The organism is Paenibacillus bovis, from assembly GCF_001421015.2.
Classification (GTDB): domain Bacteria; phylum Bacillota; class Bacilli; order Paenibacillales; family Paenibacillaceae; genus Saccharibacillus; species Saccharibacillus bovis.
Map to the genome: position 1 here is coordinate 4,152,987 of NZ_CP013023.1, position 16,785 is coordinate 4,169,771.

At 47.1% G+C, this 16,785-nt stretch carries 14 protein-coding genes; 4 read left to right on the forward strand and 10 right to left on the reverse strand.

The window, feature by feature from the left end; translation table 11 throughout:
- Positions 1-263: 263 nt before the first annotated feature.
- Together ccpA and ytxJ are read right to left on the reverse strand one after the other, a co-directional pair.
- Entirely contained in the window at positions 264-1,268 is a 1,005-nt protein-coding gene (ccpA, locus tag AR543_RS17690) for a catabolite control protein A (RefSeq protein WP_046214835.1), read from the reverse strand.
- A gap of 116 nt (positions 1,269-1,384) precedes the next feature.
- The gene (ytxJ, locus tag AR543_RS17695) at positions 1,385-1,726 is read right to left on the reverse strand and encodes a bacillithiol system redox-active protein YtxJ (RefSeq protein WP_060535733.1); all 342 of its coding nucleotides are present in this window, start codon (positions 1,724-1,726) and stop codon (positions 1,385-1,387) included.
- Between the two features lie 370 nt (positions 1,727-2,096).
- Between ytxJ and AR543_RS17700 the strand changes: the two genes are divergently transcribed.
- On the forward strand, positions 2,097-2,624 hold the full coding sequence (locus AR543_RS17700) for a type 1 glutamine amidotransferase domain-containing protein (protein ID WP_060535734.1): 528 nt from the start codon (positions 2,097-2,099) through the stop codon (positions 2,622-2,624).
- Between the two features lie 70 nt (positions 2,625-2,694).
- Here the strand turns inward: AR543_RS17700 and ptsP are convergent, their stop codons facing one another.
- From ptsP to aroA, 4 genes are all read right to left on the reverse strand, one after another.
- Positions 2,695-4,464, reverse strand: coding sequence for a phosphoenolpyruvate--protein phosphotransferase (ptsP, locus tag AR543_RS17705; RefSeq protein WP_060535735.1), 1,770 nt, complete (start codon positions 4,462-4,464; stop codon positions 2,695-2,697).
- Positions 4,461-6,341, reverse strand: a complete 1,881-nt coding sequence (locus AR543_RS17710; protein ID WP_060535736.1) for a glucose PTS transporter subunit IIA — start codon at positions 6,339-6,341, stop codon at positions 4,461-4,463. The genes ptsP and AR543_RS17710 overlap by 4 nt, the downstream gene beginning before the upstream one ends.
- A 377-nt stretch (positions 6,342-6,718) precedes the next feature.
- A complete protein-coding gene (locus tag AR543_RS17715) occupies positions 6,719-7,150 on the reverse strand; it encodes a CoA-binding protein (protein WP_060535737.1) in 432 nt (143 codons plus the stop codon).
- A gap of 36 nt (positions 7,151-7,186) precedes the next feature.
- Entirely contained in the window at positions 7,187-8,476 is a 1,290-nt protein-coding gene (gene aroA, locus AR543_RS17720; RefSeq protein WP_060535738.1) for a 3-phosphoshikimate 1-carboxyvinyltransferase, read from the reverse strand.
- A 191-nt stretch (positions 8,477-8,667) separates the two neighbouring features.
- On the opposite strand from aroA, the gene AR543_RS17725 reads away from it, so the two are divergent.
- Positions 8,668-8,973 carry a rhodanese-like domain-containing protein gene (locus tag AR543_RS17725; protein WP_060535739.1) on the forward strand — a complete coding sequence of 102 codons (306 nt, stop codon included), beginning with the start codon at positions 8,668-8,670 and terminating at the stop codon, positions 8,971-8,973.
- 264 nt (positions 8,974-9,237) lie between these two features.
- Here the strand turns inward: AR543_RS17725 and AR543_RS17730 are convergent, their stop codons facing one another.
- From AR543_RS17730 to AR543_RS17745, 3 genes are all read right to left on the reverse strand, one after another.
- Positions 9,238-9,762 carry a shikimate kinase gene (locus AR543_RS17730; protein WP_227871773.1) on the reverse strand — a complete coding sequence of 175 codons (525 nt, stop codon included), beginning with the start codon at positions 9,760-9,762 and terminating at the stop codon, positions 9,238-9,240.
- 423 nt (positions 9,763-10,185) lie between these two features.
- Positions 10,186-11,601, reverse strand: a complete 1,416-nt coding sequence (gene gndA / locus AR543_RS17740) for an NADP-dependent phosphogluconate dehydrogenase (RefSeq protein ID WP_060535742.1) — start codon at positions 11,599-11,601, stop codon at positions 10,186-10,188.
- Positions 11,602-11,803: 202 nt separating this feature from the next.
- Entirely contained in the window at positions 11,804-12,400 is a 597-nt protein-coding gene (locus tag AR543_RS17745) for a hypothetical protein (protein WP_060535743.1), read from the reverse strand.
- A gap of 269 nt (positions 12,401-12,669) precedes the next feature.
- Here AR543_RS17745 and AR543_RS17750 point away from each other — a divergent pair, with 269 nt between their 5' ends.
- Positions 12,670-13,305 (forward strand): YktB family protein, encoded by a 636-nt coding sequence (locus tag AR543_RS17750; protein ID WP_060535744.1) that lies wholly within the window; start codon positions 12,670-12,672, stop codon positions 13,303-13,305.
- A 281-nt stretch (positions 13,306-13,586) separates the two neighbouring features.
- On the opposite strand, the gene AR543_RS17755 is transcribed toward AR543_RS17750, so the two are convergent.
- Positions 13,587-14,906, reverse strand: coding sequence for an MFS transporter (locus tag AR543_RS17755; RefSeq protein WP_060535745.1), 1,320 nt, complete (start codon positions 14,904-14,906; stop codon positions 13,587-13,589).
- A gap of 290 nt (positions 14,907-15,196) precedes the next feature.
- Here AR543_RS17755 and AR543_RS17760 point away from each other — a divergent pair, with 290 nt between their 5' ends.
- Complete coding sequence (locus AR543_RS17760; protein WP_060535746.1) at positions 15,197-16,675, forward strand: aminotransferase class I/II-fold pyridoxal phosphate-dependent enzyme; 1,479 nt, start codon at positions 15,197-15,199, stop codon at positions 16,673-16,675.
- The last annotated feature ends 110 nt before the right edge of the window (positions 16,676-16,785 follow it).

Genomic DNA, 16,785 nt, shown 5'->3' on the forward strand with positions numbered 1-16,785 from the left:
GATACAAGATGGCTTCGCTGTATATACTGGTGTATTTTATAGAAGCATAAGCAACTTTGTTCTAAATGAAAAGCGCATGACCTGGAAATCAGCAGATTCCGGGTTGTGCGCTTTTTTTGTTAGTATATACTGCTAACTGCTAACTGCTAACTGCTTGTATGGCGATCACTCTAGTGCTGCAACTCCAATAAAATACAAAAACCTCCTGCTCTCAATAGAGACAGGAGGTTTGATTTATCTTAATCAGGTGTATAATGGCAAAATTAACGCTGATTTACGGACAGACGCAGAATGGTCTCATGAGGCAGGATAACGCGAGGATTGTCCACGTTTTCCTTTTTCATCAGCTTGGTTAGCAGACGCATAGCTACTGCACCCAGATCGTACATCGGCTGCGCAACCGTTGTCAGCTGCGGACGTACCATGGATGCCATACGAATATTATCGACAGAAATGACAGAGAAATCATCTGGCACTTTTAGTCCCTCATCCTGGATACTGTGAATAGCACCAATCGCCATTTCATCAGTTGCCGCGAAAATAGCTGTCGGACGTTTTTTGAGCCCGATAAAGTACTTCATCGCTTCTACGCCGGACTCGTAACGATAGTTGCCGATACGTACCCAGTCTTCTTTGTATTCGATATTAGCGGCTTCCAGTGCTTTTTTGTATCCCTGGAAACGGGCATAACCATTCGCCGGGTCTTGCAGTGTGCCGCTGATCATCGCGATATCACGATGTCCGTGACGGATCAGTGTATTTACTGCATCAAATGCAGCCTGTTCATGATCGATATCAACCGAAGGAATAATACCTTCTTCGTCGCGTGTTGCACACAGTACGATAGGTACCGCAGCAGTCTGGAATGCCTGCAGATGATCTTCGGTTACGGTTCCACCCATGAACAGCAGACCATCCACCTGTTTCTCCAACAGAGTGTTCACAACGCGAATCTCTTTTTCTTTTTTCTTATCCGCATTACATAGGATAATATTATAATGGTACATATTGGCGATATCCTCGATACCACGAGCGATTTCGGCAAAGATTGAATTTGAAATATCGGGGATAACAACACCTACGGTTGTTGTTTTCTTGCTTGCCAATCCACGCGCTACGGCATTCGGGCGATAACCCAGACGTTCAATCGCTTCATAGACCTTTTTGCGGGTCTGTGGTTTGACGTTGGGATTATTATTTACTACCCGGGATACGGTAGCCATGGATACGCCAGCTTCGCGTGCTACATCGTAAATAGTTACTGTCACGTGCCTTCTCTCCATTACCAATAAATTTTCGTTACATTTTCAACATTTTTCTTAATTTTTCAATTACGTTCATGATACGATAAAACACTATGGTATGCAATCATATGAAATGATGCTCAGGATAGTGCCTCACGTAATGCGCTTGAAGTAATACGGGAATGCGATGTATTCCATACCGGTTCTCCGTTTTTGATCAATATAGCCTGTGGCGATTCATGCTTGAGATCCAGTTTCTCTGCTGCCGCATTGGAAACATCACGATTCTCTACTACATAAATCAATCCGTAATCTACCTCTTCGCTCGGACTGCCACCAAGGTAAGATTGAAATTCACTATATGCGCCTGCACTAATCGGACAACGGGTACTATGTTTAAATACGAGAAGTGGTCTCTCTGCAGTGTGGTCGAGAGCTTCTTGTAATTGGTCGATCGTTGTCAGTTGATTTACATTTGTCATTATCCACACATCCCCTTTTTTGCTATCCAGAATGTAAGAACGTTTTCATGATTAACTATCATAAGTATCTTACCAAAAAACGGCCGAAAAATCTATTTTTTTGTCATTGTTACCGCTTTTTTCGGCTTCTACGCTTGAAAGTTACTTTCATGAACATTCTCATTTCAATTTCATGGAATATACAATTATAAGCAATTATATCTATTTATCCTTAACATCAGGTCCCTGAAACAATAAAACAACTTTTATTTACACTACTTTTTGATTGCTTTTTGTTATTTTGCTACAATATAGCCCATAGCAGCAGATTAATGGACTGAATCAGGCTATTATTTTTAATCCAATACCAATTGGTAAAGAAAGGAAGTTCATGATGAGATTAGCAGGCAAAAAGGTTATTGCTCTGGTTGATGAAGAATTTGAAGATCTGGAATTATGGGTTCCGGTATATCGTGTGCGCGAAGAAGGAGCTGAAGTTCATCTCGCCGGTGCGGAAAAAGGCAAAAAGTATATCGGTAAATATGGTGTACCTGCCGAAGCGGAATACAGCTTTGATGAACTGGATAGCGCCGATTATGATGGTATACTCGTTCCCGGAGGATGGGCGCCGGACAAACTCCGCCGTTATCCCAAAGTACTTGAACTGGTGCGCGAGATGCATGAAGCACGCAAGCCGATCGGTCAGATCTGCCATGCAGGCTGGGTATTGATCTCGGCGAAGATTCTTCAGGGTGTAACCGTTACCTCTACACCGGGTATTCGTGATGATATGGAGAATGCCGGAGCTATCTGGAAAGACGAAGCAGTAGTCGTTGATGGACATATTATCTCGGCGCGTCGGCCGCCGGATCTGCCTCCTTATGGCAAAGCATTCTGCGATGCACTTGCAGGTGAATAAGCGTCTTTAGACACAAATAACCGCTCCTGTATGGGAGCGGTTATTTATTTTATATATTATTGCAATACTATCAGGATATTGGAGAGCAGGCCAACTGCTCGTCTGCAGCAATCAATTCGTGCAGTGCCCGGTTATAACTGCTCATCCCCTGCTCGATTTCGGCCGCTGTTTTGAGCTTCATCCAATGAGCAGCTTGGTGCGCAGCTTCGGTTGATGAAGTGTGCAAAATAGATTGCTTAATGCGCAGCAGGGATTGTGGTGACATACTCAGCTGTCGTACACCGAGGTGCATCCAGAACGGCAGAGAGCGCTCATCTCCAGCCATTTCTCCGCAGATACTCACTGGAATGCCGCTGGCACGCGCTGCCTCGACAGTCGTCCGCAGCATACGCAGTACAGCAGGATGATAAGGATTATACATATGCGCGATATGCTCGTTCATCCGGTCTACCGCCAGCACATACTGTACCAGATCGTTACTGCCGATACTGAAAAAGTCGCATTCCTCTGCCAACAGATCGGCAATAGCTACAGCTGCCGGCACTTCGATCATAATCCCTACTTCGATATCGGAATCATAATGTATTTCGCGCTGATCCAGTTCTTGCTTAGCCTGCTTCAATGCTTCATTCGCCCGGCGCAGCTCCTCCAGTGAAGAGATCATGGGATACATAATTTTGACTTTGCCATACGCACTGGCACGTAGAATCGCACGCAGCTGGGTCCGGAACATCTCCGGATGATCCAGACAGATACGAATCGCCCGGTAACCGAGAAATGGATTTTCTTCTTCTGGTAGTTCAAAATAATCAAGCTCTTTGTCGCCACCAATATCCAGTGTGCGAATAACTACCGGCTGACCTTTGGATTTCTCCGCTACCATTCGATAAATCTCAAACTGCTCTTGTTCTTCTGGCAGGGATTTTCGATCCATATACATAAATTCGGTCCGGAACAGCCCTACGCCTTCGGCTCCGTGATTTAGTGCAATATCCAGCTCTTTGATTGAACTGATATTGGCAGACAAACGCATTTTCACGCCGTCTGCAGTCACCGGCTCAACCGAAGTGAGCAGTGCCAATTGGCGCTTGCGCTGTTGCTGTTCGGTACGCAGGCGCTGATAGGATTCCACGGTCTGCGCGTCGGGCTCTACATATACTCTGCCCTGATCGCCATCTACTACAACCATTTCTCCTGTCTGGATCAAAGATTCCAATTCATTCTCCAGTCCCGAGACGAGCGGGATTCCCAGGGCACGTGCCATAATCGCCGAATGAGATGTTTTGCCGCCCATCATCGTTACGATACCCAGCACATGCTGAGGATTGAGATGCACCAATTGGGAAGGAGGCAGCTCCTTGGCGACCAGAATATAAGGCTGTGTGTCAGTGGGCAGTGTGACTTCCGGTGCACCAAGCAGATGCTTGAGCAGACGATTGCCTACATCCTTAATGTCGGCTGCCCGTTCTTTCATATATTCATCATCCAGCAGATCGAACATGGTGACAAAATGATCCGTAGCTTCCTGCACAGCCACTTCGGCTGCCTTGTACTGGCGCTCGATCAGACCCCGGATCTCATTCATAAACTCGGGATCTTCCAGAATAGCAATATGTGCATCGAAAATGCTGGATTCTTCCGGACCCGCAATTTCCTCGAATTCATTTTTCATCGATTCGATCTCGTGCTTGGATGTGCGTATTCCTTCGTATAAACGTTCAAACTCCTGGGTCAGATCGACCGTATCCAGCTTCTGATCGGGTACATCCCATTCCCAGGTAGGCAGTACAAATGCTTTTCCAATGGCTACTCCTGCAGCAGCCGCAATTCCCTGAATCATGCTTTTTCCTCCCCACCGTTCTTATCATGCAGTACGACCGACATTACTGTACCCTGTCCTTTTTTCACCTGTTTGAATGGAGCATAGCTCCAGGATCGTACACGGTCAGGGTTGGTAATAACCATAGGTGTCGCAAGAGACGGTGCGTTTTTTTGCAAGGTATCGAGATCAAACTTGATTAACAGCTGTCCGGGTTCAATCACATCTCCGGCAGCAACATAAGCTTCAAAGCATCCCTTTTGCTGGGATGTATCAATTCCGATATGAAGCAGAATCTCCACCCCTTCTACGGTTCGTATCCCCAGTGCATGCATGGTTGGATACATATGAATAATTGTACCTGCTACCGGTGCGACCAGCTCGCCGCTGTCAGGAACAAAAGCTACCCCTTCACCAACCAGTTTACCGGCAAAAATCTGATCCGGCACTTCCGCCAGCGGAATCATGCGACCCTGTACCGGAGCACAGAATTTTACATGAGACAGATCATGTTCCATCAGCTTGCGGATTTCTTCACGGATCAGCTCGGAATACGTACCAAATACAATCTGTACATTGCCTCCACCCAGCTTGATCAGTCCGGCAGACCCCAGTTCCTTGAGCGCCCGGTTATCCAGCAGGCGGTCATTGACTACGGTGAGACGCAGACGGGTAATACAGGCTTCGACCTGTACAATATTGTCCTTGCCGCCCAGTGCCTGCAAAATAAGCGGTGCCTGATACGGAATATTCCCGACCCAGTCGCCGAGTGTCGAGGCTTCCTCGCGTCCGGGCGTCGGAATGCGGAACCGCCGAATAGCAAACCGGAAAATGGCATAATAGACCAGCGCATAAGCGATACCAATCGGGATCAGCAGCCAGGCGTTGGTGGATAAATGATAATTGAGCACATAATCGATTACACCCGCAGAATAAGAAAATCCATGGTGGATATCCAGCGCATACGTAATCCACATCGCCAGCCCGGACAGGAAAATATGAATCATGAATAGTCCTGGTGAAGCAAACAGGAACGCAAACTCAATCTGTTCGGACACTCCTGTCAAAAAGCAGACAAGAGCCGCCCGCATAAATGTTTTACGGACTTTGGGTTTGAGATCTTCTCTCGCTTCATGAATAATAGCCAGAGCAGCTGCAGGCAGCGCAAACATCATCACCGGATACAATCCGGCCATATAGATACCAGCCGTCGGATCACCACTGAAAAAGCGCGGCAGATCGCCCTGCACAATATCTCCATGTGCTTCATAAGAACCGATCTGGAACCAGACAATATTATTAAGCAAATGATGCAATCCAAAAGCCGACAGCACGCGGTACAGTGCTCCGTACAGAAACAATCCCAGACCGCCCATCGTAGATAGCACCCAGGTCAGCCCATTAAGTACATCCTGAAGCAGTGGAGCCATCCACAGCATCAGACAGGCGAACAGGGAAGAGAATAATCCCATAAATAAAAGAACAAAACGCGATCCGCCAAAAAACTGGATCGCTTCAGGAAGCCGCACATTTTTGAATCGCCTGTAGGCTGCTCCGGCAATAACACCGATAATAATGCCGATTAATGTGGAAGGCTGGATTAATTCACTGCTAAAATGTCGAATAACATAGTCGTACAACGCCATACCGGCAAATGCAGCCAGACCGGCGGGTCCTTCCTGATTGGCAAGTCCCAGCGCGACGCCTATCGCGAAAATGAAAGGTAAATAGTGAAAGATACTCTGTCCTGCTACAGTAGCGACTTCCGAGATCACGGGTGCGCCCCATGTATCCCATGGCAGTCCGCCAACACTGAGCAGTATGGCTGCAGCTGGAAGTACCATCGTTGGCAGCATAATTGCCCTTCCGAACTGCTGCAGGGAACCTAGCCAGTTCAACGCGCCTTCCCCCTTCCTATACCTGATGGTACGCTGTTGGTATTCATTTGTCAAAGCTGTTTATACATTTTGTGCACCTTGTTTTCAGCGCAACGGAACAGACCTCCAAAAGAGCCGCATATCTGATAATTTTATACTATTTCATATTTTGTATCTATCCAGATCCAAAGCAAAAATGCACCCCAAATGCGTACCGGATCACCTGAAAAGGCGTCCCATATTCATTGTAAAGGGTGCATTCCAAAAATGATATGCGATTGGCTGTATTCCAGCTTTTCTTATTCTATCATCGACAAACATGACTGCCTGGTTCAAGCTGATCCTACCGGAATACAAAATGCAGACAATCAACCCGGACCTAAATGCAAACTTGGCAACTAGCTGCGAACCGGGCGCAAAATAGCTTCTTCGACTTTGATACAGCGGTCCATAATGATATTCATCTCATGCTGACGGGCAATCTCGGCTGCTTCGTCGCTGAATACGCCGAGCTGCAGCCAAAGCGTACGAGCATTCACCTCTGCTGCTTCCTGGGCTACTTCGGCACAGAACTCACTGCGGCGGAACACATTGACCATATCGACAGGCTCCGGAATATCGCGAAGGCTGGCATAGCAGGTCTCGCCGAGGATCTGCTGACCGGCTGCCATCGGATTGACCGGGATAATGCGGTAGCCACGGCTTTGCATGGCTCCTGCTACCATATATGAAGTGCGATCAGGCTTGTCCGATAGCCCTACAACAGCGATCGTACCTACCTCTTCAAGTATTTTCTTGATTTCTTCTCTGGAAGGATTCTCAAAAGCCATCCTGTCCGCCTCCTTTATTACATGGGATATTCAACTCTATACCCATTCTACCTGGGCACCAAGCGCCTGGATATGATCAAAGTACTGCGGGTAGGACTTGGCCACATGATGGGCATCCTGAATACGAATCGGCGCTTTGGCGCGCAGTCCGACAATCGACAATGCCATAATGACACGATGATCATAATGCGCATCGATCGTAACGCCACCTTCAACGCCTTCCGGACGGCCATGTACGATAATTTCTGCCTGCTTTTCCTCTACATGGGCACCGGCTTTGCGTAGTTCGTTCAAATAATCGGTGATACGATCACATTCCTTGTAGCGCAGATTCTCTACATTATAGAAACGTGAAGTTCCTTCGGCAAATACAGCGGCTGCTACCATCGCCAGCACAGCATCGGTAGCAGCATCGCCGTCGAACTCTACTGCTTTGAGATGACCATTACCCTGTACATGCACAATATCATTCTCATGAGTAAGCGGTACTTGCATCATTTTGAGTACATCCACTACTGCTTTTTCACCCTGCTTGCTCTCTACAGGCAGACGATGAATGGTTACATCGGACTGGGTTACCGCTGCAGCAGCCAGCACAGCTGCTGAACCAGGATAATCTCCCTGTACAGTATATTCCTGGGCTTTGTACTGCTGACGCCCCGGTACACGGTAGTGCATCAGATCCTCGCTCGCTTCGATAACGATACCTGCCTGGGACAGCACTTCAAGCGTCTGTCCAACCACCACTTTGGATTTCAGATCATGCAGTACCGTAATTTCACTGTCTTCTGCAAGCAGCGGGGTCAGGAATAGCAGCGCACTCAGATACTGGGAGCTGACACTGCCGGAGACGGTAATCTTGCCGCCTTTGGGCTGTCCGCCGCGAATAGTGATCGGCAGACGCCCCTGCTGATGCTCTACTTCTACACCCAGCTGACCAAGCGATTCGATCAGATCATCATGTGGACGTTTACCCAGTGAATCTGGATATGTATTCACAAATGTCACTTCCGGACACAGGGCTGCAATCGCCATCAGGAAGCGCAATACCGCACCAGCGTTGCCTACATTCAGTTCCTTGATGTCTTTGGGACGACTGCCAAAACCGGTGATAACAATCTTTTCTTCGTCTTCTTCCAGTGTGGCTCCCAGATCACGGATACAGCGGCGCATCGCATCACTGTCTTCACTGTGTGCTGGGAAATGGATCGTACTGGTACCTTCAGCCAGAGCGGCAACCAGCAGGTAACGAGTTGTATAGTTTTTGGAGGATAAAGCGCCAATCTCTCCTTTTAATACGGGGGTAGGGGTAACGATAACATCCATGATTCAGTCTCCTTATTTATACAAAATAATAATCGTATGACGAAGCTTAAATTGCTGCCAAAACAGCTATCAAATTGACAGTACATATGATGCTCGGTATGATGAACACAGATCATTTTAATTTTTAAGCAGTGCTATTATCTGCTCTTCATAATTATTCCACAACTCAAAGAATAGGGGTAAAACATATTATGGCTAACGAAACACAGATTACAACAGACGAACTGCGTCAGCGGTTGGCGGATGGTGAAAAACTGCAGCTGATCGATGTACGCGAGCATGATGAAGTTATTTATGGCATGATTGAAGGTGCCAGACATATTCCAATGAATCAGATTCCCGGCCGGATGGAAGAGATTGATCCGGATGTGCAGACTGTTCTGATCTGCCGTAGCGGTGCACGCAGTGAACGTGTGCGCGAATATTTAAATGAAAATGGCTATGATAACTGCCTCAATATGTCGGGCGGTATGATTGAGTGGATGGAAGGCGAATAAGCCTTCCTCTTTTTTATGTCAGCCTTCAAGCTGCAGCTATTCTGGCCCTTCTTCAAGCATACTGTATACACAGACTGCATGTCCTTCGAACACTCCTCCATCATCAAATGGATACGAACTGCTGTATCCAGCCAATCTATCTGCCCTGTAAAAGAATGTTCACCACGGATTCATGTTCCTAATACGAGCATCCACCCTAATGAACTATACTCCTTTACTTCAACCCTAAACATTGTTCACTTCCATGCCTAAAACCTAAAAAGCTTAGACGCGGTAACGTGCTAAAACATGAGAAACGACTTCTTCCGGGGTTAATAACGATGTATCCACCGTGACATGGGCAAACCGATAAGCATCCTTGCGTTCCTTCATAATGGTCTGCACACGCTCCCTTGTATCACCTGCAAGCAGTGGACGATTATTATCGCCTGCTACGCGTCCTACAATATGGTCCACATCAGCTGTCAATGCTACAACCAGTCCTTTATCCAGCATAATGGCACGATTCAGCTCACGCAATACGCATCCGCCTCCGGTAGAAATAACCTGACCGGTTGATTGAAGCATTTCGTCCAGCACCCGGCTTTCCAGATCGCGGAAATAGGCTTCGCCTTTGGTACGGAAAATCTCCTGTACCGATATTCCTTCCCTCTCGGCAATGATCGTATCCATATCCACGAGCGGATAGGATAGCTGCTCAGCCAGCAGCGTACCTACGGTCGTTTTGCCAGTTCCCATCATACCGACAAGAATGATATTGGCATGCTGAATTTCACTTTCCTGATGCAATATGCACACCTCTTTCAGCATCTATTTTATTCCACACATCATACCATATGGGGGAAAGTTTAGACAATCCTTTAGAAGGTGGGGGGTGAGGGATGGATCGTTGCAGATCGCAGATGGACCACTTCGGGGAGGAAAATGCCTGCGGCCTCCGGTGAAGAGGGGAGTTTTGACCGAACAGGTAGGGATGGGGGTAAAAACTCCCTCTTCCATGTCGGCCTTATGGCATTTTCCTCCCCTTCGTTCCGTGCGATTTGCAAATATCAAGTCCCTCACAAATGGAGAGTGGGCAATTTAATAAAAAATCCCCTCTTTCTGTTTGATAGAAAGAGGGGGCTTTTATTAACCATATCAGAGTACTGATATTTATTAATTATTCATTTGTGACTGGACAGATCTTTGGAAAATGTACAGCGGTTAAATGGATTATTGTTCTTTCATCCACTCGTAGTGGAATGTGCCTTCTTTGTCCACACGTTTGAAGGTGTGAGCGCCGAAGTAGTCGCGTTGTGCCTGCAGCAGGTTGGCTGGCAGACGCTCGGTGCGGTAGCTGTCAAAGTATGCCAGTGCGCTGGAGAAACCAGGAACAGGAATACCATATTTAACTGCTGTAGCTACCACTTCACGCCATGCATCTTGGTAGTTTTCAACGATGTTTTTGAAGTAGTCGTCGAGCAGCAGGTTTTTCAGGCCGCCGTCTTTGTCGTAAGCATCTTTGATGTTTTGCAGGAAGCGGGAACGAATAATACAGCCGCCGCGGAAGATCATGGCGATGTTGCCGTATTTCAGATCCCAGCCGTACTCGTCGGAAGCAGCACGCATTTGTGCGAAACCTTGAGCGTAGGATACGATTTTGGAAGCGTACAGTGCTTTGCGAATCGCTTCGATAAATTCGGCTTTGTCACCGGAGAAGCTTTCTGTTTTTGGTCCGCTCAGGATTTTGCTTGCGGCTACGCGCTCTTCTTTGATCGCGGACAGGAAGCGTGCGAATACGGATTCGGTAATCATGGACAGTGGCACACCGAGATCCAGTGCACTTTGGCTCGTCCATTTACCTGTACCTTTTTGGCCGGCAGCATCGAGGATTACATCTACCATCGGTTTGCCGGTTTCTTCGTCGTATTTGGTAAAGATATCAGTTGTAATTTCGATCAGGTAGCTGTCCAGCTCGCCTTTGTTCCACTCATCGAAAATGGAATGCAGTTCTTTAGTGTCTGCACCAAGTACAGAAGTAAGCAGGTTATAAGCTTCACCGATCAGCTGCATGTCGCCATACTCGATACCGTTATGAACCATTTTCACATAGTGGCCTGCACCGTCCGGTCCGATATATGTACAGCAAGGATCGCCGTCAACATGTGCAGAGATAGAAGTCAGGATCGGTTCAACCAGCTTGTAGGCACTTTCCTGTCCGCCTGGCATAATCGCCGGGCCTTTCAGTGCGCCTTCTTCACCGCCGGATACGCCAGCTCCGATGAAGCGGAAACCTTTGTCTTCCAGTTCTTTGCTGCGGCGCTGTGTATCAGGGAAATGGGCGTTACCGCCATCAATAATAATATCGCCTTGATCCAGATGTGGAACCAGCTGTTCAATGGTAGCGTCTGTAGCAGGACCCGCCTGAACCATGATCAGAATTTTGCGTGGAACTTCCAGAGACTGGACAAATTCCTCGATTGAGAACGTACCAACCATATTTTTGCCTTTGGCTTCTTCCATCAGGTCATGCGTTTTTTGCGGGGAGCGGTTGAATACAGATACGCTGAACCCTTTGCTTTCGATGTTAAGAGCCAAGTTCTTACCCATAACGGCAAGACCAACTACACCAATTTGTTGTTTGGACATTTCTGGTTCTCCATCCTTTACTACAATATTTTTTATTCACTAATCTGTATAATCTCAGTTGAGTCAATTCAACATTTTACATGTTTTATGGATATAAAGAAAGTCTAAAGGCGTGATCCCATGAAAGTTCATAAAAATGTTGAATTTTTTACGTAAAATTCAAACTATTTTTACGAACCCCATGCATATCACGCCTCAAACTTTACTTTTCCAAGCGTACAAGCTCAAAACGAAGATTTTCCAACACTTTTTTGCACTCTTCTACTCGCTCGGTATCGCCTGCCTTGATTGCTTCGTTCAGCAGATCCAGCGATTCGTCTATCTTGCGCTCGGTCGCTTCAATACGCTGCTCGCCTTCGGTTGACATATACAGGGCATTGAGCGATTCACGTGTCGGTGTCGATTCTTTTTGATACAGAATACGCTGTTCAAATCCGGAAATCTCGACCATACGGATTACTTCGCCAAACAGTATATTTTCCACCAGAATCTGCTGATCCCGGAACCGCTTTACGATCGCATGGCCCTTGGTATCACCAATCAGCTTTTCCATCCATTCTGCCAAACGTGCGTCATGGATACGATAATCACCGATCAATTTGTAGCCTTCCTGAGTCTGCTGAAAACGCAGCTTCGTCATATGATCATCGGTACGGATCGATACGATAAAAGAGTCTTCTGTTTCACGCCAGTACAGCGAATAACCCTCTTTGATCAAATCGCGGATCAGGTTCTGAATATCCCGGCGTTCAAAACGAAGTTCCAGATTGCAGTATTCCACTTCATAGCTCTTGTTCATGGTAGTCCCTCCTTTTCCCTGTATTATTTATTGGTATAACTGTTCATGTATAAACGATCCATTCTGGATATTGTGCAGGTTTAAATGGTAGTAAGATAAAAACGGAATATGAGAATAATTACTGGTTTGACTTGATTATTTTTACCCGTTTGCAGGATCATCTAAGCAGTTAACAACTCAGACACATGTAATCTTCATGAAATATGTAGTGAATCCTGTGCTATAATTCGGCTAGAAGTGGCAACTGTCAGAAAGAGAGGCTTTTGAAAATGAATTCGACTGTTTTTCCGGGGTTCGATACCCGTGATTTTGAAGTATTCTCCATCGATGGACTGGAGCCGCGCATGGAAGCGTTGATCGAACGAGTCCGTCCGAAGCTCACTATGCTGGGTGAGATGATCCAGTCGCATCTGTCCGCTCTGAGCGGCGAAGAAATGTATGTGCATGTGGCCAAGCACGCACGCCGTACGGTTAACCCTCCCAAAGATACATGGGTGGCGTGGGCAGCCAACAAGCGTGGCTACAAGGCTTTGCCTCATTTTGAAGTAGGCATGTTTGGCAGCCATGTGTTTGTAGTGTTTGCCATTATTTATGAGAGCCCGCGCAAAGTGGATTTCGGTAAAGCAATTGCTGAACATCTGCAGGAAATCAAAAAAACCGTACCTGATCATTTCTATTGGTCGACTGATCATATGTCTCCACAGGGCACCCTGCAATCTGACATGGATGATCAGCAGCTGCTGGCAATCGGTACCAAACTTCAAAACATCAAAAAATCCGAGGTTGTCTGCGGTCTGCGTATTGCCAAAGATGATCCGCTGCTGGGTGATGGCGATGCTTTTGTTCAAAAAGTGGAACAAACCTTTGAGCAGCTGCTGCCCCTGTACAAAATGGCTTTTGCCTAAACCAGCTCCAAACCCTATAAAAGCAGGATCGAAAATAATATATTCTGTACTCCTATCTTGTACATGGATAGACAGCAAGTACAATGTATGACCAACCCTTTCTCCGTACAAATACTAATCTGTTCATGACTAACAGCCCTTTTTCCAGCCTTCAAGGCTCCGGGAAAAAGGGCTGTTGCATTTGGTTAGTCCATGTTGAATGTTTATATTATTTTTTTATTATTTATACATCTAATCGATAACTTTGTTTGTTATACCTGTAAATGATTTTTCTTACTGCTCTACTTCAAATCCGGCCGATGCCTAACCATCACCCAGTGAATAACGAATAAGCATACCATCGCCATAGCACTTACAAAAAAAGGCGCCTGCGGGCTAATAGCATCCCATAATTTACCGGAGACAAGCGGACCGATCACCAGACCGGAGCCCTGCAGCGTAAGGAACAATCCCCATACGGCTGCCTTTTCCTCAGCAGGTACCAGATGGGCCAGCAGCGCATTCCAGGCGGGCAGAATCATCGCATAACTAAATCCTGCTCCCAGCACAAATATCCAGATCCAAAATAGCATACGGGTCGAAGCCAGTCCAATAAGTGCCATAGCTGCTAGCAGAAATCCTGTTCGCAAAAAAAGACGGCTGCCCAGACGATCAATGAATTTCCCGGCCGGAATCAGCCCAAGTACGGTGACAGCTCCTCCACCGATCAGCAGCGCATTGAAATACGCAGGTGTCAATCCCAGCTCGCTGACTACATACAGCGTAATAATCGGCGTGAGGATGCCTAGTGCAAAAGATTGCAGAAATAAGGCCGGATACAATAATGGATGAATATGAAGCGAACGGATCAGCTTTATATAATAGTGGATTTTCCCTACGTGCTTGCCGCTTTCTTCCGGAGTAGTCACTTGATCTGTCTCTGAAGCTTGCGATTGCAATCCGGACAGTTCCTGCTGCTTTGAGGGGCTATCGGTAACGTCTGGAAAGGATGGTTTGCGCTTTTTGCCTGGCAAACAGAGTGCGACAGCAATGACCACGACCATACCAACAAGCAGGACATGGAATATAAAATCGTAGGAATCGCGGCTACTCAGCCAATTGACAATGACCGGCCCGAGTCCGGCTCCGCCCAGCGAAGCGATCTCGATAATACTCATCGGTGTGCCATAATGGCCATTGTCACTGGAGAGATCCGTAATCTTGGACATGACACAGGGCCAGAGTGGGGCGCTGCCGATTCCCATGATGGCGCAGGCCGTAATCAGCCAGCCGGTATGCTGTACCGTCGCCATGATCCATACCGCCAGCAGCACAAGTATCATTCCCAGCGTCATCGTCACTCGGAACCCCAGTCGTTCTGCCAACCAGCCCGCCGGACTGCGCAGCGCATTATCCCCTACATATTGAAGAGCGAATGCCAGCCCGATTGTAAAAGCAGGCAGTCCGAGCAGATGCCCCATATACAGAGGCAGCAGCGTAACCAGAAGCCCGCCTTTTACAAATTCAACAAGAAAAATAAGCAGCCACAGACAGATAAAGTTGAATCGATGATTGCGTTTGGAAAAATGAAGATTGTTCGAATGATTGGTAGTAGCCGACATGAAACTCTCCTCTCGGGCTGACCTGGTAATAGACTATATTCACTCTTCTGTCTATCCGCTGCTCCGATCCTCAGCCAATAATAAACAGTCATTTTAAATTGGAATGAAACTGGAAAAGAATTCATGATTTGTCGGAATAGGCATATGTATTGTAGCACGGGGCAATTAGCCGTCTGCAACTCTCTCTCAAGATAACTATTGCATTCCCCCCTCATTTTGCTATACTCATTTTTGTTTGGTTTTAAAATGTTTACCCATATTCCACCTTTAGAAAGGTTGTGACAGCTTCGATGGATCATACGCAAACTCCGCTTTTCACTGCCCTTAAGCAGCATGCGGCAAGCAATCCCGTGCAATTTCACATTCCGGGACACAAAAAAGGACTCGGCAGTGATCAGGAATTCCGAGAGTTTATTGGGGATAATGCCCTTTCTATAGATCTGATCAATATCGCACCACTCGATGATCTTCATCAACCGATGGGTGTGATCGAACAAGCTCAAAAGCTGGCTGCCGATGCATTCGGCGCAGACTATACGTATTTCTCCGTACAGGGAACCAGCGGTGCGATCATGACGATGATTATGACCGTCTGCTCACCCGGCGACAAACTGATTGTTCCACGGAATGTACACAAATCGATTATGTCAGCGATTATCTTTGCAGGAGCCAAGCCGGTATTCGTTTCTCCGGTACGTGATGAGAACCTGGGGATCGATCATGGCATTACTACCTCTTCGGTACGCCGGGCGCTCGATCGTCATCCGGATGCCAAAGGGGTACTCGTGATTAATCCGACGTATTTCGGCGTATGTGCCGATCTCAAGGAAATCGTCGATCTGGCTCACAGCCGCGGCGTTCCGGTACTCGTCGATGAAGCGCATGGTGTACTGATTCATTTTAATGAAAAGCTGCCGGTATCGGCTATGGCTGCCGGTGCAGATATGGCTGCTACCAGCGTACACAAACTGGGCGGCTCCATGACCCAGAGTTCCGTACTGAACGTTAATGTGAAAAATGGTCATGTGAACCCGCAGCGGGTACAGACGATTATCAGTATGCTGACCACCACTTCGACATCGTATATTTTGCTCGCTTCGCTGGATACATCGCGCCGGAATCTGGCACTGAATGGACACGAAATGGCTGAGCGTACGATCGGACTGGCTCAGGAAACACGCCGCAAAATCAATAAAATCGAAGGACTGTACTGCTTTGGCGAAGAGCTGCTCGGCGGCGAAGCAACTTTTAATTATGATCCGACCAAGCTGACAATTCATATTCGTCATCTGGGTATTACCGGTTATGATGCAGAGAACTGGCTGCGTGACCATTACAATCTGGAGATTGAACTCAGTGATATGTACAATATTCTCTGTCTGGTGACTCCGGGTGATACACAGGATAGCGTGGATACGCTGATTCGTGCTCTGACCGAGATGGCTACCGAATTCTATGGCAGCGGCCGCGAGATCAAGGAATTGGTCGTGAAGATTCCCGAGATTCCACAGCTGTCCCTGACTCCACGCGAAGCCTTTTATGGAGATACCGAGACCATTGCTTTCGAAGAATCGGCAGGACGGATTATCGCAGAATTTATCTATGTCTATCCGCCGGGTATTCCGATCCTCCTGCCGGGTGAAGTCATCTCCCAGGAGAATATCGACTACATTACCGACCATGTCAAAGTCGGTCTCCCTGTCAAAGGCCCGGAAGATCGCAGTGTACGCAATGTCAAAGTCATTGTAGAAACAGATGCTATTTTCTAAAAAAATGTCGTTCTGATAGTGTGTAACTGATATATATTCTAAAATAGAACAAAAAGGCGGCCTGTTTATGCAGGTCGTCTTTTTGTTATACTCATTTACTTTGCTTTTCG